Source organism: Bartonella sp. CL100XZDX (assembly GCF_042195375.1).
Lineage (GTDB): Bacteria > Pseudomonadota > Alphaproteobacteria > Rhizobiales > Rhizobiaceae > Bartonella.
Map to the genome: position 1 here is coordinate 1 of NZ_JBHIOH010000012.1, position 18,836 is coordinate 18,836.

At 38.2% G+C, this 18,836-nt stretch carries 13 protein-coding genes, 1 tRNA gene and 1 pseudogene; 9 read left to right on the forward strand and 6 right to left on the reverse strand.

Translation table 11 applies throughout. The features are described from left to right. Positions 1 to 64 precede the first annotated feature (64 nt). A tRNA-Ser gene (locus tag ACFILU_RS01175) sits at positions 65 to 155 on the reverse strand. A 315-nt stretch (positions 156 to 470) separates the two neighbouring features. Between ACFILU_RS01175 and ACFILU_RS01180 the strand changes: the two genes are divergently transcribed. Next, entirely contained in the window at positions 471 to 1,667 is a 1,197-nt protein-coding gene (locus tag ACFILU_RS01180) for a porin (protein ID WP_375674411.1), read from the forward strand. Positions 1,668 to 2,904: 1,237 nt separating this feature from the next. Here ACFILU_RS01180 and ACFILU_RS01185 read toward each other — a convergent pair. From ACFILU_RS01185 to ACFILU_RS01200, 4 genes and pseudogenes are all read right to left on the reverse strand, one after another. After that, a complete protein-coding gene (locus ACFILU_RS01185; protein ID WP_273791536.1) occupies positions 2,905 to 3,711 on the reverse strand; it encodes an N-acetylmuramoyl-L-alanine amidase in 807 nt (268 codons plus the stop codon). Positions 3,712 to 4,569: 858 nt separating this feature from the next. Beyond that, a pseudogene (locus ACFILU_RS01190) lies at positions 4,570 to 6,745 on the reverse strand (isocitrate/isopropylmalate family dehydrogenase). Further along, the gene (locus tag ACFILU_RS01195; RefSeq protein ID WP_375674420.1) at positions 6,742 to 7,473 is read right to left on the reverse strand and encodes an alpha/beta fold hydrolase; all 732 of its coding nucleotides are present in this window, start codon (positions 7,471 to 7,473) and stop codon (positions 6,742 to 6,744) included. Before ACFILU_RS01195 ends, ACFILU_RS01190 begins: the two are co-directional and overlap by 4 nt. A gap of 262 nt (positions 7,474 to 7,735) precedes the next feature. Next, positions 7,736 to 8,932, reverse strand: a complete 1,197-nt coding sequence (locus tag ACFILU_RS01200) for a multidrug effflux MFS transporter (RefSeq protein ID WP_273791533.1) — start codon at positions 8,930 to 8,932, stop codon at positions 7,736 to 7,738. An 862-nt stretch (positions 8,933 to 9,794) separates the two neighbouring features. Here ACFILU_RS01200 and ACFILU_RS01205 point away from each other — a divergent pair. The 5 genes from ACFILU_RS01205 (at position 9,795) to ACFILU_RS01225 (ending at position 14,688) form a co-directional block, all read left to right on the forward strand. Beyond that, positions 9,795 to 9,959 (forward strand): phage tail assembly protein, encoded by a 165-nt coding sequence (locus ACFILU_RS01205; protein ID WP_375637838.1) that lies wholly within the window; start codon positions 9,795 to 9,797, stop codon positions 9,957 to 9,959. 824 nt (positions 9,960 to 10,783) lie between these two features. Beyond that, positions 10,784 to 11,872 (forward strand): DUF3792 domain-containing protein, encoded by a 1,089-nt coding sequence (locus ACFILU_RS01210; RefSeq protein WP_375674412.1) that lies wholly within the window; start codon positions 10,784 to 10,786, stop codon positions 11,870 to 11,872. Positions 11,873 to 12,094: 222 nt separating this feature from the next. Next, on the forward strand, positions 12,095 to 12,244 hold the full coding sequence (locus ACFILU_RS01215) for a hypothetical protein (RefSeq protein ID WP_375674413.1): 150 nt from the start codon (positions 12,095 to 12,097) through the stop codon (positions 12,242 to 12,244). Between the two features lie 64 nt (positions 12,245 to 12,308). Continuing rightward, complete coding sequence (locus ACFILU_RS01220) at positions 12,309 to 13,499, forward strand: hypothetical protein (protein WP_375674414.1); 1,191 nt, start codon at positions 12,309 to 12,311, stop codon at positions 13,497 to 13,499. Between the two features lie 13 nt (positions 13,500 to 13,512). Then, positions 13,513 to 14,688 carry an MFS transporter gene (locus ACFILU_RS01225; RefSeq protein WP_375674415.1) on the forward strand — a complete coding sequence of 392 codons (1,176 nt, stop codon included), beginning with the start codon at positions 13,513 to 13,515 and terminating at the stop codon, positions 14,686 to 14,688. Positions 14,689 to 15,067: 379 nt separating this feature from the next. On the opposite strand, the gene ACFILU_RS01230 is transcribed toward ACFILU_RS01225, so the two are convergent. Then, positions 15,068 to 15,247: a hypothetical protein gene (locus tag ACFILU_RS01230; protein WP_375674416.1), complete on the reverse strand. Its 180-nt coding sequence runs from the start codon at positions 15,245 to 15,247 to the stop codon at positions 15,068 to 15,070. 28 nt (positions 15,248 to 15,275) lie between these two features. On the opposite strand from ACFILU_RS01230, the gene ACFILU_RS01235 reads away from it, so the two are divergent. From ACFILU_RS01235 to ACFILU_RS01245, 3 genes are all read left to right on the forward strand, one after another. Then, positions 15,276 to 15,554, forward strand: a complete 279-nt coding sequence (locus ACFILU_RS01235) for a hypothetical protein (RefSeq protein ID WP_375674417.1) — start codon at positions 15,276 to 15,278, stop codon at positions 15,552 to 15,554. A 10-nt stretch (positions 15,555 to 15,564) separates the two neighbouring features. Then, the gene (locus ACFILU_RS01240; RefSeq protein WP_375674418.1) at positions 15,565 to 16,803 is read left to right on the forward strand and encodes a DUF2087 domain-containing protein; all 1,239 of its coding nucleotides are present in this window, start codon (positions 15,565 to 15,567) and stop codon (positions 16,801 to 16,803) included. Between the two features lie 434 nt (positions 16,804 to 17,237). Beyond that, positions 17,238 to 18,479: an MFS transporter gene (locus ACFILU_RS01245; RefSeq protein WP_375674419.1), complete on the forward strand. Its 1,242-nt coding sequence runs from the start codon at positions 17,238 to 17,240 to the stop codon at positions 18,477 to 18,479. Positions 18,480 to 18,836: the final 357 nt, after the last annotated feature.

An 18,836-nucleotide genomic window follows, 5' to 3' on the forward strand; every position in this document is an offset into this window, starting at 1 on the left:
AACGCTCCCGAACCTTTAAAAAGATTACAAAGAATCAATACGTTATACATAGGAGAAAATTGGATGGCGGAGAGGAAGAGATTCGAACTCTCGAGAGCCTTTTGAGCCCTACTCCCTTAGCAGGGGAGCGCCTTCGACCACTCGGCCACCTCTCCAACAGAGAGGCATAAATGGTATCAACAGAAAGTTCAAGACATTTTCGATTTTTTTCCCAAATATCTGAAAATTTTTCTCCTATTGATCCCATAGGGAGCAAAAGTTAATAAAACAAGAATTGTGTCTTTTTTACCACAGCATCTCGAATAGTATATATATATATTACAAAAAGGTAATTTCATATTTGAAACTCTAAAAAGATTAGTTATAGCTAAGATAACAAGTGCTGCGTATTTTACTTATGTCTTTGTCCTTAATGCGTTAGGCAAATGGTACTCTTTAGAAGAAATTTAACCGGACCGCGGAGATCCCATATGAATATTAAATCCCTCTTTTTAAGCTCTACAGCAGCTTTTTTAGCAATTTCTGGAGCACATGCCGCTTCAACAGTTATCGCCGAACCCGAACCTGTAGAATATATTCGCGTTTGTGATGCCTACGGAAAAGGATATTTCTATATCCCTGGAACAGAAACCTGCATGCGTTTATCAGGAAATGTTCGTACTGATTTTATAGGCGGTAATAATATCGATGCAACAACCGAAACTGAACTAAGAAACAAAAGAAAAACCTACGGCGCCGCATCACGGCTCACCCTTGTTTTTCAAGCAGCTTCTGAAACAGAAATGGGAACACTTCGTTCATATGCAAGAATTTATTCAAACTGGGGTGATGGTAGAGACAACGCTGCTGCAAAGCTTGCCGCCGCTTACATTGAACTGGGTGGTTTTCGCGTAGGTCTTGATGACACAATTTTCAACAGCTGGACTGGTGATTATGGAGATGTTCTCAATGATGACAGCATAGCGCCTGCCGGCACAACACGCACCAATTTTATTTCCTACACCTTTAATGGTGATTCCGGCTTTTCTGCTATTATCGGCGCTGAATTAGGCAATAATGCAGATTCTCTTCCAGGAATAACAGGATACTACATTGATAAAGATGATAAGCTTGTTTCTATCACTGAGGGTACTCTTCCAAGTAAAGCAATTAAAAATTACACCCCGAATGTGATTTTGGGTATAAAGTTCATGCAAAAATGGGGTGGTTTTTCAGCAGTTGCAGCATATGATGCTTACTACAAAAAGTGGGCTGGAAAAGTACGTGCAGATTTCAATGTCAACGATCGTTTCAATCTATGGGTAATGGCTGGCTATAAAAATGGCCTTGATTACTACACAGTAAATGGAAATGATGAATTATCACGACAAAGCACAACGATTTATGCAAACTGGGGTGGTAAATGGGCAGCTTGGGCGGGTGCCACTTACAAGCTTACTCCAAAAGCAAATTTGAATGCTCAAGTTTCTTATAGTGCTGTAAAAACCTTTGCAACTTCTGTAAATATTACATACACGCTGGTTCCAGGATTTGTGATTACACCTGAATTAACCTATGTTTCTTGGAATGATGATCGCGTTGTGACGGATAAAAATAATGATGAAAAACATTTATTCAATAAGAAAAGTGCTTTTCAAGGTATGATCCGTTTACAGCGTTCATTCTAATCCTATTTAAGCTACAGCTTTTAAAAACTGGCAACATGGTTTGCCAGTTTTTATTTTTGGAATCAAATATCATGAATATCTTTTCCTGATACGTATTGTCTTGTCTCTCGGAAAAAAACGACTTAGTTTCACAAAACTACTCTCAGAAGATTAACCCTGATATGCTTGATAAGAGCACTGCATACGGGCGTTTACACATCACTTCAAACACAATCTCTTCCTTGCCCTTTAAAGCATGAGCAGACCCTTTTGCTTTATGACCAAATTGGTCTTTCTTAGCAATTTACTTCTAACCTTTGTTAATTTAGGTCATGAACTTCTCTGGTCAATTCTGTACTGAACAGATAAAATATTGAAAAAAACAAGACATCATTGTGTTTTTGATATGCCTGAATGTGTCTTCTATCAACACTCTAAAACACAATGTTTTATAACACGGCTTCATTAAAAAACTTAATCATCAAGAAACATGCTGTCAAAACGATGCAAATATTCCCTAAAGCAATAAAAGAGAAAAGCGATATATCTTCAAAAAATGAATTGACCTCTTCCCCTTCTAAAGAATAAAGCCCCTATCAGTAGCAATCTGTAAATACCCCTATTTTTCCTGAACCTACATCACATTGATTTATAATCATAATTTATTATTTTTCATGTTTCAATCAACCAAAACCTTTCACTTGTACAACAAGCGGAGAGAGCCGTGTGAATAAAAACGAGTAAAGAAAACCCTTTTATGAATCGTTTTAAACTCCAAGGGCTATAGTAACATTGAGATCTGACAAAATGTACGATAGTGCTAGGCACTTTTATTAAGCATAAAAATGAGGATACACTTCATAGAGGATTTTAGATTATATTCTCTATAAACGTCGCTGTAAAATATGTGTTGTAATACGCATTAAAAGACATTGATTTAAAACAAGCATGGAAATATACAACACAAGTCCATTTTATTTGAAGCGTTTTATCCTGCGTAAGGAGCATGCCATCATATACGCAACATCTTGACTTTACGCGTTTTTAAAGGAAGAAAAGAAACCGTAAAATTTAATCTCTGCAAATCATAGAGCTTTCAGAGTTATGTTTTCATAAAACGCCTTATACCGTACATGGGATTTTTTACACGATTAATGCCTTTTTTACATAAAACGCATTGGCAAAAAGCAGCCTCTCTTGATAACAAAAAGGCTTACACGTAATCATAAGCCATATTTTCAATTAAAACGCATTGAATTCACGGAAAATACTTATCAACCAATGCATAAAGAATTGCTGCTGTTTCAACATCTAGAATCCCATCATAATTTTCTTGACGAAAATGAAGTTGAAATGCTCGGATCAAATCTTTGTATCCTGTTTGGGGACACGCAGCAGAAATGTCATATCCATAACATTTTAGCTTCGCCAAAACATCTTCTTTGGGTGGAAAATTCTTAGAGAATTGCTCTTGATAATGACTTTTTAGTTCATCATCATACCATGCTCCTATACCTGCCTTATAAAGTTCTTTCCATGGAAAAGCTGCTCCTGGATCACTTTTTCTTCCAATGGCAATATCACTATGTCCCACCACATCAGTTGGCATAATATCGGGATACCGTTGAAGAATATTTAAGGCAAGTTCCTTAACAGCATCAATTTGTATTGGATTATAAGGAGGAAATATCCCCCCCTCATCATGATAAGCCATAAAACCAACTGTCTCTTCTGGAGACTCAGAATGACCCGTCGCTAAATTAACGATTTCAATCCCGATAGATGCATCATTGAGATGACTATGCCCAGCCCATGAACTCACACCCGCATGCCATGCACGCTCATTTTCATCAACCAGATTAAAAATACGCATGTCCTTAAAGCCTGCCTCACGATATGTCTGCTCTGAAGGATCAGGAACAAGATAGTGTGCACTAACCTTTTCTCCTGTAAGCGCCATAATCGAGGCTTTAAAATCAAGAGCCGTATAATGCATGACGAGAAAACGAACGCGACGATTAAAACTCTTGACAGAACGATAACTGTTGTAATCAATCTGATACATAAAAGCCCTTTCTTTGTTGCTTAAAAAGACCACTGCGCACCACAACAGATAGGACACGAACTGTTAAAAATTTCGCAATGAACTTCCTAATCTAGATACTAAGAATTACGCCTAAAATTTGTTCATCAAAAACATTGACACTCTTATCAACAATTAAGACACTTTTTATTTCTCCCCCACACACGCGTAAAATGTTTTTAACCACATTCACAAATACACCGCATTAAATCTTTTCCCCAAACAAATTCCTACAAATTACCAATCAAAAAGAAAACAAAAGCATAAAATAATCACTCCTTGAATTTTCACGTCTTACAGAAAAATAATTCTTCCTGTTATCACATTGAAAAATATCGTCCCTCAGAAGCGAATACCCAACGATCATGGAATCACACAAAAACTTAAAGGAAAAATTTTATGAGCTCTTTACAGCAATTTATTATCAGATCACGGAACGGAACATGTTCACAATAAACTGGACATATATTTCAATAAAATTTGCAAAGCTTTCCTGTAAATGACACAATTTCTTGTCTTTTCACACCATCGCTTTTTGATTTACAAAGAATCTCAATTATCTACAACGCTTGAGGCACATGACGTCTCTGGATTCCTTGTCATCAGCTCTATGAAATATAACATATTGATTTATAATCATAATTAATCATTATAAATATTGAATGTAGCGAACCTAATATCGTAAAGTTTTTCTTAATTTTGAATCAATCAAAGTCATTTAATGACACATCAAAAGAAAAAATACCCTATAGACAAAAACCACTTAAGAAAAGGATCAAAATACTTCTTATAATAGAACGTTCAATAATTTGAGCAATATTGTTACGTCCCCATAGAGGTTCATTTGCTTTTCTCAGTTTGCAAAACTCTTTTTAAAACCAACCAAGCTGCATATTCTTGTAAGACGACACCTAAAAGTGGTCGCGTATAGGGAAAAGTAATATGATCCTCACCATAACCTTTCATCCGTATAGCCATGGTAGCATGTCCAAGGCTTTCTGCTTGATTTTCTAATGTCTCCAAGGAAGGCTCTAGGCTCACTTCAACCTCAAGCAGTGGAATATCTTGTTTACCTTTTTCTATGGGCTGAAAATATTTTAAAAGGCATGGGTCATTGGCAGACCAATGAACCTCAACGTGCATTGCTAATTGTTTACAAGCAGTAGTAACTTCTGCACCAACCAAATAGGGGTGAAAATGATTTTCAAATTCTTCCACGAAATGTTGTTCCAAGGGTGCTTCTGATTGACCAACAAGCTGTACAAGAACATAGGGGCTTTTCCATAAAAAATGCCGTTCAAATGGCTCATTTTCAAGATGATCATCAACCCACTGCGCAATTGTACTTTCATCAATTCCAATCAAAGTCCATGCATACCCCGCACGCGATACAGAAGAATATTTCTTCTCATTGTGTTCTAAATAATTCTCTAAAAGCGCAAGAGCCTGTGATGGTGGACCAGGCAAAACAACAAGCGTACTTCCATCACAAGAGAGATAAAAGCCTGGTGCTGTGCCTGTAGGATTATCAAGCACGGTTGCTGTCTCAGGAAACAATGCTTGACGCGCATTACTCTTATCCGCCGTAATCCCTAATCGTTGTAATTGACCTTTTATTGTTTGCCAAACATCTTCATGATGTAGTAAAGGCTGCTTTACAGCTTGAGCAACTCCATCGCGTGTTATGTCATCTGATGTTGGTCCCAATCCCCCACTGATAATGATAAGATCTTCTTGTCCAAGACAAGAAACAACAGTCTCACTGATTTGCTGTAATTGATCAGCACAAACAAAATGACGTGTGACTTGAATATTTCTCTTGTTCAAGCTTTGGCTTAAATCTTGTAAATTCGTATTCAAATATTGTCCTGAAAGGAGTTCATCACCAACAGTGATAATCACCGCACGACAAACAAAGACAGGCTTCACAAGAGAATTGCGAACAGCTTCAGCCATTTGACAGGTAGAGGCGACACCTCCAAGATCATAGGTAACGGTTTTTCCAGCACGAATAACCTGATCAACACTCTCAGATAATTGTTTTGCTGCATCTTTAAAGCCTAAATGCTCTAAGAGTAAAGCCGTGGTATAAAGCATCGCAGAAGGATTTGCTTTATTTTGTCCAGCAATACGTGGTGCGCTTCCATGAACAGGTTCAAAACAAGCAATCTCGCTCCCCACATTCGCATGAGATGCAAGCCCCAATCCCCCCATTATCCCAGAGCCAAGATCAGAGAGAATATTGCCAAACATATTTTCAGCAACAATCACACCAAACCGCTCTGGCTTGGTTGCAATCCACAAAGCAACCGCATCAACATTATGAATATCTGCTTCAATTTCCGGATAGTTTTGAGCAATTTTCTCAAAAATTTCCTGAGCAAATTGTCCACTTTCTCGCAGAACATTGGGCTTATCAGCAATAAGTAACGCGCCTAAAGCTATATTTCCTTGCATAAGAAAAAGCGTATTCAAATAACCGCTCTAAACCAAAGCGTGTCTGCAAACGGACTGTCCACGCAGCTTCCTCAAGCCCATATTTTGTCAAATTTGGATGTTTTAGCCAAACGGCTGTTTCAGGAGAAATACCCCGAAAATCCAATCCAGCATAAAGGCCTTCACTATTTTCTCTGATAACACAAAAATGAAAAGGTTTTCTCGGACCAAAGATGTATCTTACAGGACGTATATTTGCAAACAAACCTAACTTTTGGCGAAGTTGAAGTGCGGGAGCAACATAGGCAAGGTTTTTCTCTTTTAAATGCGGAGCAAGTTCTTTTAAAGCCGCTTCTTTTCCTTTATTGGTCACAGCACCAAGTAAAATAGCATCACTCTGAGTAATTTTTTGCCAAGTCGCTGGAGGGACAGAATCTCCTTCCTGTTTCCAACATTCAAAACCAATATCACCATAAGTCAATTCAATCGGCAATTGAAATTGTTCTAAAACCATCAACGCAGCATCACAAACCTCTAGGCCTATCCCATCACCAGGTAAGACAAGAACTTTCTTTTTCATAGTCCCTCCATCCACTCATCAATGACTGCATCCGTCATAGTAGGATTATCCTCCCACAAACGCGTACCAGCACCAGAGATAAGCTTATATTCATGATTCAGATTATGACTTTTTGTCTGATTATCTACCGTTGCAAGTTGCGACTTTTCTCCCACTAAAGCTAAAAACTTCCCCTTATACTTAACTATTTCATCTCTAGCATCTATTTCTAATAAGAGTTTAAACCCTCTTGTCATGCGTTCAATTGCCACGCTTTTTTGTTTATCGGGAATCTCCAATAAAACTCTTTTTTTCATAATGCCAGAAGGATGCATAAAACCATTGAGTATTTCCAAAGCCCCCGATAAATCATTATTTTCTAAGGAGGCAAGAATATCTCCAAGGCGCCGTTGCAAAACCTTATCTGGATAGCCAGGTGCATTCACAGCAAGCACAGCTTGAACATTGGGAAGCTGGGCTGCCAATATTTGTACCAATGTTCCAGCCATAGAAAATCCCACAAGCACTGCGGGCTCTTTAAAATAGCTTTTAAGTTTTTCTGCCATAAAAGATAAAATGTCTACAGCAGAATAATTGAGAACATGAGAACCCTTAGGAAAAAGAGAAAGCGTATCCAGCAGAGCGACAGGGAATCCTCTTGATAAGCATAGCTTTGTCAATGGAGAACAAAAAATACCACCATCCCAAATTGGCATTACAGGAGAAAGAATAATAATAGGAAGTCCCAGTGATCAATTCCTTCCCTTATTTTTAAACATGCATTAGAGCCAGAACTTTTCCTACCCAATATAATGAAAATATGTTGAAATTCTATGCTCATATTTCCCCCTCATAATAATCGATTTGTTAAACTCAAACTAAGCTTGCAACAAATTTTAAACCCACTCAATCCAGAAACTTAATAAAAAAAATTCATCTAATGTACAGGTGCCCCATTTGTGTAAAACATCAAAAGCATTTCCGCATAATGCTTTCTTTTTATCATTTCACTCAGCTTATTTCTGAAGTCATAAAATGACGCGCTTTTTGAATATAAATGATAAAACCAATCATACAACACACAGCTAACAAAGTTGCCATAGCCCGTGGGCTATGACCAGAGATTTTTCCGATAACCGCTGCACTGAGTGCCGCACTTCCTAATTGCAAAGATCCCATAACACCAGAAGCCGCTCCTGCAGCTTTCGGATGCGATGAAATAGCCAACGCTGTTCCTAACGGCAATAAAAAACCATTGCCAAAAGTAAGAACAGCAATAGCCATAAAACTTGTCACAAGGGGCCATGGGCTTAGATACATTTGCAAAGCAAACAGCACACCACCTATCACAAAAATAATGTACCCTCTGCCCACAGTTTTTTCCATAGACTCGCGTTCAAAAAACCATCGCGCCAAAAGATTTCCCAGAATATAGGGAAACGAAACACCAATATAGCTATAACTAATGTGTATCGGTGATAACCCCAAAGTCGTGAGTAAAAAAGGCGACTCCACAATATAAGCAAAATAGGCAGCGTAAGAAAAACACGGAATAAGTGCATAAAAAATAAATTGTTTATTTCTGAAAACACCTAAATATGCCTTCATCAATCCTACCGGAGAAAAATGCTGCCGTTTTTGAGGGGGTAGAGTTTCGCTTAGCACAAAACAACATAGCAAAATGGTCAAAAATATAAAAAAGCTTAAAAAGATAAAAGTTGCCTGCCAATGAAAAGCTTGTATCAAAAGTCCACCAATGAAAGGTGCAAGCGCTGGTGACATTCCAATAAAAGGGAAAACAATCAAATAAAGTTTTCCAGCAGCTTTTTTATCCAACAAATCATTGATAATTGCACGACTTAAGACAAGTCCCGCACAAGCACCAAGACCTTGCAAAAAACGTAACACAAGAAAAGCGTGAATATGAACCGTATAAATCACACCAAGTGTCGTAAATAACCACAAGAATAAGCCCAATAGAAGTGTTTTTTTACGCCCAAAATTATCACTCAGCGGCCCATAAATGAGCTGTCCAAGTGCCAATGCCAACAAAAAAACCGCCACTGCACTTTGAATTTGAGATTGTGTCACTTGATAATATTGACGCATATCGCCCAGTGCTGGTAAAAAAATATCGGTAGAAATCAAACCTCCTGTTGATAAACATACGATAAGTATAATGAATGGTAATGTATATTTATGTTTCATCAGGAAAGTCACATTTCTTAAATTTAAAAATATTTAAATTTTACGTTTATAGAAAAATAATAATTTATATTTATAAATATAAAGCTATTTTAACTTTATCCACAGGGAATAAAATAATCAATTTTCTTTATTCTTTTACTTTATTCGAGAATAATTCAGCTTGTTGATACATAAATCCAGTGTATGATCCGCACGCACACACTCAACACGTAAATAAACACTTAGTGCTTCACTTTATAATTAATTTTAAAGCATAGCAAATCGCAATTTTAAAACTATACGCAAAAGAAGCTAAAAGATCAAAACTCTCCTTCAGAGATATATTTCCCAATCCGAAATAGCGCATTTTGTTATATTCATGTTGCCCTATCTTCATCAGCTTTTTTCATTGATATAATCAACAAAAACGCTCCCAAACTCTATCCCTCTCCATGATAACAACATCACTTTCCCGACAACATCTTTTATCAGAAGTGGTTTACAACGCTCAAAGAAAAAAGAAGCCACAAACTCCCTCTCCTCAAAACTCCCCACGCAAATATTATTGTAACAATACAGCATATAATAATGGCTCATGGAGAAGTCTTTATCAACACAAATAATTGAGCAAATAAACTTAATAGCCCACTAATATCATAAAGCAAATTGTGCTTCTATCTCGCTCTAAAATCTAAATTCATCTTGTCCATTTTGTTAGAATTTCATTCTACATAGCCAGCACAAAGTTTATTGCCTAAGCTATTGACAAACATGCTATAATAAAAATTTGATAAATCATTCTGCATCTAATTTAGAAAGCAAGGAGAAGCTATTAATGAATATAACAGAACGAGCCATGTAGCAATTACTTGTACCTATTAAAGTGGAAGGAAAGACATACACAGAAATCACCTTACGTCGCCCGAAATTTAAAGACTTAAAAGCAATACAGAGCAAAGAAGGCGACGAGCAATCAATTGAAAAATCGCATGTCTTTCAGGGTGGTCCTATAATGCCATCAGTAAACTTGGTGTTCGTGATTTTTTAAACATTAAAGACATTGACGGGCCTTTAATAAAAGAATGACTAAAAGAGTTTGATAAAATGCTAAACAAAGTAAATGCACCCATAAAAAGCATAATGGATGAATGTATTTTAATCGACAGTAAACCCGAAAAACGCACAAGTAACCTTTACACAAATACATTTGAAACAGAAGACATGAACAACTGCAAATGCAAAAACCTGTAGCACCTATGAACCGATTACAGTTCATAACCCCTACGTCATAAAGGGGGAACACATCACCTTTATAGAATGCTGTTTCTTAGTACAAGATGGTCCATCAAACCAAATTTGTCTCTCAAATCAAAGTGCTCTTACATCGCATAAAAAAACTGCATGCGAAACTAAAAAACAACCATTGGAGAGAATCTCGAAACTTTTGGACATTGTCTCAAAACTTTTCAACTTTCCTCTCTGGTTTTGGGAGTTTTTACTCAAAGAACTTAGAAAATTTTTTTAGCATTGTTTTGCTATAGAGCAATAAGAGAAGGAAAAACAGCTTAGAACACTAATGTTTCTTCCTTCTCTTTTATCTCTCATAGCTTTTTGAATTGAATACTTTTGATATTTATTTTGAATCAATGAAGCATTCTTTTAATCATAAGTGCAATATGAAAAACTAAAATTTTAGAAGACACGCTGTTTTTACAAAAAAATGAAATAATAAAATTAAAGACTCTAGAATTTTAAGTAATGATCATCGTCTTATTTTCGATGTTTTCTGTCCTTTTTGGCGACTATTTATCCCTTTTGGAACATAATTGGCAAAAAGACATTGTATCTCCAGCATATTCAAGGAGATACAACATGGAAACTCGCATTCCTGAAAACACACCATTCGATACGAATTTTCTAGGAGAAACCTCACTAGATGAAAAGTATCCATTCTTTCACACCCCCATTTCATGGTCCGCAATCTTTGCTGGACTAGTGACAGCTCTTGCCACCTCAATCTGCCTCTCTTTTCTGGTAGCAGCTTTAGGTTTAAGCCAAATGGATTTCAGTTCTTCAACCCCATTGGAAGGCTCTTTCCTCTCCCTTGGCGTGGGTTCTGTTATCGTTACACTAATTAGCCTAGCCTTGGGAGGCTTTGTAGCTGGACGTTTTGCTGAATCGTCGGGAACGCTTCATGGCTTTCTCACTTGGGCTCTCATAACATTGCTCATGACCCTTCAAGCCATCCACGTGGTTTCTAGTACAGCAAAGATAGGCGCTAAAACTGCTCTAGAAAACAGCTCCATGGTCCAACAAACCGTGGACAGCCTCAAAAACAATATTTCCCCCATACTTGCAAACTTAAACAGCGAAAGTCTTGAAAAGTTTTTTGCAAAAAATAGTGACAATGGCATCAATTTTGACCAACTTTCGAGTGAATTGCGCACCCTTCTCAATAAAAGCGACATTCCTGCTCTCAACCCTGAGCGCTTGAAACAAACCTATCAAGCAGCACTAAACGATATTGGTTCTGCGATAACAGCTTTCAAAGATGATCCTTCTCACTATCGCACCACTTTAAAAAATCTTGGTGAGCACCTGTCTGATCGTCTAGAAGATCTCACGACAAAATTTAATCGAAGTGATATCATCAATGCCCTTATGAACAATGGCATGTCCCGTTCGGACGCACAAACAGCCGCCAACCGTGCCGTTCATCTCTACCAGAGCGCAGAGGAAAAAACTGCTCAGGCCATTGAAGCCATTGAAGAACAGGCAGAAACACTCTCAGACAATCTTGAGGATACGATCAAGGGCGCCAAAAACACTGCGATTAAAGCCAAAAAAACAGCCTCCAATATGGGGTGGTGGGGCTTTTTAGGAAGTCTCATAGGCGCCATTATTTCCAGTGTTTTTGGCTATTATGGTTATAGAAGCCGTAAGGACACTTTCATGCTTTAAAACGTCTAGCTCTAAAGCAAACACATAAAAAGCTGTACACTCTGTACAGCTTTTTATGTAAATTCTTCTTGATCACTCTAAAATTCAGCCCTCTTATTTAAAATGCTCTTTGCAATCAACATAACATTTGACAAAAAATAAAATCTATACCAAGAGAAAATAAGTGGTAATTTTTTTATTTTGGTTATCATTGTTTTTTTATCAACTATAAGGGGGAAATATATGAATATTTCACTTAATGAAGTGGAAGATGTTATTGAATTGGCTGCTGAGGAAGTTGTGCCAATTGTGATGAATAGTAAATATGCTCAGCGCAGCGATGTTCAAGTTTATCAAGATGAGCTTGATATGGATGGTTTGCTGGAAGTTTAATGATGTATTGTTGATGCAAATCTTCTTATCTATCCAACTTTAAAAATTAAGCTTATTTAATAGCATGTTTCAGTTATTTTCAGAGAGCTTTTCTCAAAAGATTTGGGCTAAGCAAGCAGCTGAATTATCAATTTCACACATCCCTTTCGATGAAAGGGATGTTTTGAATGCTTTAAGACAATACGCTCTATATCCTCATAAACTCTTAGCTCTTAATCCTAAATCCGAAGTAGTAACAGTGGTTAATGGAGTGCGGAGTCCACGTACTCTTTCAAACTTTCTTGTTTTAGATACGGATAGAACTATAGAAGAATATACTGCCCGCGTTGACCAATATGCCGAAGGACAAGAATGGGCGGTCATGTATTATGGATTATACGCTGCAACCCCTGTTCTATGGGATGTGGCAAAACAGTTTTCAGATCAATTAGCTCATTCTTTAGGTTTTAGGCCTGGTGGACGCGTAGATATTGACTGCTTCATCGGCCGATATTCCTCTACCCATGTTGGGATACATGTGGATCACGCTCATAATTTTGGTTTTACTCTACAGGATGGCAAAACAATGTTTGCATGGCCCAGTACACGAGAAGACCTCCAAGGGCTAAAATATCCTGAATATGAAGCGCATAAATTAACAGCAATTGCGCTGCAAAACCGTACAGACCGTGTTGCCTACTTTCCCCATGATGCTTTCCACGTTGCTGAAACTGGGAAAAATATCGCGGCAAATATCAATATTGCTTTTTGGGAAACAGCACACGATGCACAACATCATAAAAATTATGTCACGCATTTACTCCATCTTGATGATCGAACGCGACATGATATCCGCGCATCAGGAAGAGCAAATTTAAACCCTGATAATGCTTTTCAACACTCTGCACTAAACTCCGCCATCGCAAATGGTACCTTAAAACGCCATATGCTGGTTTCTCAATTAATTTGTGATACAAGTTCACGTTTATGCATCGGTCGGCCTCTTGTTGTCGTCTCTGAGATTGAAAATGAAATCACTCTTCGCCCACCTGCAACCCTCCAATGGGTGCCCTTAACTGAAACAAAAGAACTCCTCATCGCAGCAAATGGGCATTGCGCCAGTTTTGAGTATAGCTCTCATCTAGAACATTTCCTTTCTCAACTTTCATCAGGAAAAAAACTAGATAGTGCAAAATTAAATGATAAACCATATAAATATGCGCAGAAGGAAATTTTAAAAGCTGTAAAAGCTTTAGCATGTTGGGGAGCATTGTGACAAAAAAAAATCCATGATTTTCGCTAAAACAGGACTTTTCCTTGTTTTGGGCTTTAGCAGCTTTGCCGATGAAGCAGCACAAGTTACATTTGCTCTACACTTAGCAGAAAGCACAGCATCTATTTCAATGCTGCTGTTTGCAGGGCTTGTCGGGGCAATTTGTGCCGGACCCATTGCACCACGCCTCTTGCATCGCTTCCAACCAGCGCGAACAGTACCCATTGTTTTATTGTTTGAAGCGCTTTTCATAGCCGCAGCTGCAATCGCAAACCAATTTTGGGTTTATATTGCCCTTTCTTTCGCACTAGGTTGTGCTGGTTCACTCTTTTGGTCTGCTATTCTTGTTGCGGTACCTGACTTCGCAAAAAATGATCAGCAATTAGACCGTATAAACCGCGTTATCCAAACAGTTCGTAATCTTGGCTATATTGCCGGACCACTCCTAGGGGGTGTGTTGTATGGTCTATCGAACGGGCAAAAAGGATTGTTTGCACTTTCAATCATGGTTCTTTTTGCTACCTTTATCACTCTCTTCTGTTTTAAAAGTCTCAAACTTCATACACAAACGACAAACACAACGCAAAAAAGCAAAAAAGGGCTAGATTTAACGGGTCTCTTGCGTAAAAAAAATGTTGTCTATGCTCTTTCTCCCCTCATCATTACCATCATCCTCACCTCTGCTCTCAACGTCTTATCGATTGTCCGCATTCGTACCGATCTCAACTTAAGCGCTGAAACCTATGGTATAATCACAAGCATGTTAAGTCTTGGCCTCGTGGTTGGTCCACTCTGTTTCTCCAGCCTTTTTCATCGCTTTGGCAATGCCGCTGGTGCATCACTTGCCGCTGCAATCATTGGCTTTGCAATTTTCTGCTTTTCCTTAACAAACTTCACATGGCTGATGATGCTATCATTTTTCATCCTTGGGAGTGCCAATGGTGTACAAAATGCTCTAATGGCAAGTTTTATGATGAAAGCCATTCAGAAAGAACATCGAAACAACCAAATGCCCGCCTATATCTTTATCATACAAACAGCGGTGTGCATTGGCTTTCTAGGAGCCGGTTTTGTCCATGTTCATCATACCCAAAGCACACTGTTTATCATTGGCATCGCCACAATGATCGCAGGCATATTAGGTTTTATCTTGAACAGTGCCGTACAAAAAAAGGAATATGATAATGGTTAACGGACTTTGCTATCTTTGCTCTCAAGCAAACCAAACCCAAAAATGGCATAAAAATCATCACCTGATCAAATTATTGTATCTCCCATGCAACCCCATACCAAGCAATGTGATTTTGATGAACCATTCTCGTGTGGAGGAGCAAATAACCCTCCCCAAAACTTGATATTTTAAAGTAAAAAAAACGATAACATCATGCAACAAGACCCTATAGGCTTAAACTTTTACAATGGAACAGGCGGTTATGTATGGCAACTTGCAGACACCATGCAACATGACTTGAATGAAAACATCCATACGCTTGAATTGCAAAAACCAACGCCGCCCATGCCATCAATTCTTTCGCTGTCTACCCAAGTGAACTCAATCCTGTATCACGCGTTCAATGGGCAAAAGATGTACAAATAATAAAAAACAAACCAGCACTCATTGGCAAACGGCAAATACAACCCATCACCATTGTTTCTACAAAAGGAGCGGCATTTGGCGGATTCGACTTTCCCACATTTGAAGCACTTCGTGAAGGCTGCCTTGTCCAATCACTGAGGGAAATACAATTCAATGGTACTCTTCTTGCCTCTGGAAGTCTTTTGATATCACTTTTACAACACGGTCTCATCGAAACAGATCAAAAAGCATTTTCAGAAAATGATGCAACCGCTCTTTTACGAGAGCCAACATGTATTATCATAGATTCTTCTCTTGGCAGTCTTGCCATTAATCAACTCAATGGGCGTACAATCCGGCTTCATGAAAAAACAAAACATCTCTTGAAGCAAGCCACCACACCAATGCACATTCAACACCCGCTAGAGGATTCAATAAAGTTTCTTGTAAAAGCAGGAATGCTACGATTGATAAAATTATAAGGATAAAAAGATGCAGCTGATAAGACCTGGCATGGGAACAGAAAATAGTGCTGAACTTATTTACACGCTCATTCAAATGGCAAGACCGCGCACAGTCATTGAAATCGGTGCTGGTGATAGTACGTGCTTTATCGCAAAAGCACTTCAAAAAGCGAAATTATCATGGCAACAAGATAAAAAACTTTTAGAATCTTCCACCTGGGAAGAGCGCACAGCTTTGCTTGACCCTTCAGGAATCCTTGAGAATTACGAACCTCGGCTTATCACCATTGATGATTTTACAGTCGAAGGTCAATCAGCCGAAGAAGCATGGCAAAAACTGCTTCAAGACGGTATTGAAAAAAACATGGTAACATTTATCCATGAGAATTTCTTCTCTCTCGATGATGAAACGCTCAAATCTTGGGGACCAATAGATTTTGTTTGGCTTGATGCTGGAACTCCCGCAGATGATGTGCGATTTGTTATAACCCTTTGGGAACACATCACCGCTGGTGGTTATCTTTGTTTGCATGAACCAACAATGACCACAACAATTGCTCACAATAGCGAACAACGGGTTCGACGTGTTAGAACTCCCATCTGGGAAGAAATTCTCTACCGGCTTGACGGCTCCTATGAAGCTTTAACACTCCCCGAAAACCACAAATATCGCCAAAGTGGTCTGGGGATTATTCGCAAACGCACCTCTGCCGAACAAATTGTACGCGCACAATCGCTACAAGCAGAACTCATAGAAATCAATGAAATTCCCATTCGCAATGATCTTTTGCCCATGGGGAAAGAAACCCTTCACAAACGCAATACCCGCAATTCACTGATCTCTGCCATGACGTCACCGACACTGCGCGCTGTTTATGCCGCCATTATCCTTGGTGCAAAAAATCTTACTGATATCCTCAAACATGTCAATTCAGATGCCAAAAACATTCACAAATCCATCAATCGCCTTTTGAATCTTGGACTTATTCACAACACAACAGAAGGATTTCAAGCCGAAGAGACAGTGTGGAAAATGCTAGAAAATAAACATGAGCGGAATAGGGAAAATTTAAGCGACCGCCATTTAGAAACAGAAGAGATGCTATCAAAAATTGGTGAAGCCTTTCAAATGGGAAAAATCTATAGCGAAACGGAAGTTTCCAAGATATGCAACCTCTTTACGATAGACTTTGCCCGATTACGACGCACTCTTATTGAGAGAGGTTTTTTACAACGCCATGGAGGAAAATATCAACGCATGCGCTAAAAGAGATTTGAAAAATGATTAGCGAACGCTATCGTTTTTCTTCTCTATTTCAAGAGAATGAATAACCTTCCACTAAAAAAATATAATTTCATTAAAAGGTTACAAAATCATTCATCCCATTCATATGTTGACAATCTATGGGGGGATAGTACATCCTCTTCATAAAGGATAAAATGGAAAAGCAAGAATGCGGGATACCAATTGGTTATCAAAAAGGATTGGGTGGTTATCAAAAAGAATTGGGAATAGTCAAAATCATCAGGAGAAGATATAGGATCAAGGTCTCAATGATCTTACGGTTGTTGCGCGAACATCAGGGCACAGTATTGGTGCTCAATCCAAATCATGCTCGATATTTCTAAAAACATCGTAGAAAAAACAATATTCTTGCATTGGACTGGCTGGTGAATCAAGAAAGATACTATTTCAACAAAATGTGCACGGTAGAAACAGGGCTGGCAAAACTTCCTCAAAAGATACAACAAAATGTCTTTGATCATCTAACAACACTCTATGGAAATTCCATGGGCAAAAATCAAATTCCTTTTTTCATCTATAGCACAGTTTTTCTTTCTGAATTTTCCTTTTTCTTTGTACTCCCTTTGCTTGGAAACTCTTCTCTCATAACGGCTGCCAATGTCGCTTTTTATCTCGCTGGATCAGTAATCCTTGAAAGCATTCTCATGGTAACCACAACGGGTTTATTAGAAAGATTTTCGCGTAAACTCTTAATGGCTAGCGCCTTTATTTTAAGGAGTAGCGCTTTTGTGTGCATTATCCTATCGCTCACACCTTCTGCATGGTTGATCTTTTTTACCTTAATGGCTTTTTCGAAAGCAATTTCAAAGCCATTTTTGAGAGAAATTTTATCAGAACATCTCAATGAAAATACTCTTAAACGCGCATTAACTCTCTATTCTTTTTTTCAAAATGCTGCTGTCGTTATAGCACCTCTTGTTGCAACGAGTGCCATAAAATACAACGCATCAACCTTCTTAATGGCTTTTTTTGCACTCATTGATTTGTATCTTTGTGTTCTATCCATTCAAATTGTTTATCATTACCCACATAAAACATTATCTCTTGAAAAGAATAAAAAAACAAAAAAAGCTCTTCTTTCTTCTTTAAAAACAATAATACATAATCGTTCTATTGCTTATTTGCTGGTCACGGCTTTGCTTTGTGCATTCCTCATGGGAATTTTCATCACCACCACAACACTTCTCAATAAATTTTACAGCAATCTCGCCCCTTATAGTGGAATTTTCTTTTCAATTGTTGGCATCAGTATTTGTATCTGGCAGGGGGTAATCAATAAACATCTCACCATTTCCGATAAAGCAACTTTTTATCTGCTCTGCTTTATGGGAAGTTTCGCTGCATTTTTCCTCATAGGTGGGGTCTCCGCTGTGACTGCGTTAATTGCCTACAGTGTCTATGAATCTGTCATGATTCCAGAGATATACTATCAAGCAGGGAAAACAACCTCATCCCTCTCTGCCAGTGTTCTTTTTAGTTATATTCTTGTTATTTCAAATATTGGCCAAGCTGCCGGCTCATGGACAAGTGGATGGATCATCAGCCATTTCAACAATCATATCGCTTTCACCTTTTGCATGATTGTTGGTGCCTCCGCCTTTGCTTCTTGCCTTTGCCTCATGCAAACGAAAAAATAAGCAGCTTCCATGTCACATATCATTTTTGAAAACCCGTAGCACAACAAGAGCACTCAAAATAATTCGCCATAAATCACTCAATTATGGGTTTGTAATACAATCTGCGGCAAAGAAGCTCGAAACGGTCTTTAAAGATTGCTCTGTAAGGCTCTGTTGCCAATTGCCTCATAGCATAAAGTATTATGGAGGCAGACAAGCGTAAGGTAGCTACATTCTGCACGAATAATATTCTATTGATATCCATGTGCAACACAGCCAAAGCATTTTTTTATAATTCGCTCAAAAAAGGATTTTGAACTAATCAATCTCAAGCCTCGCCATGCGCGTTTAACTTTTAATGCCGCCCATTCTCTCTCA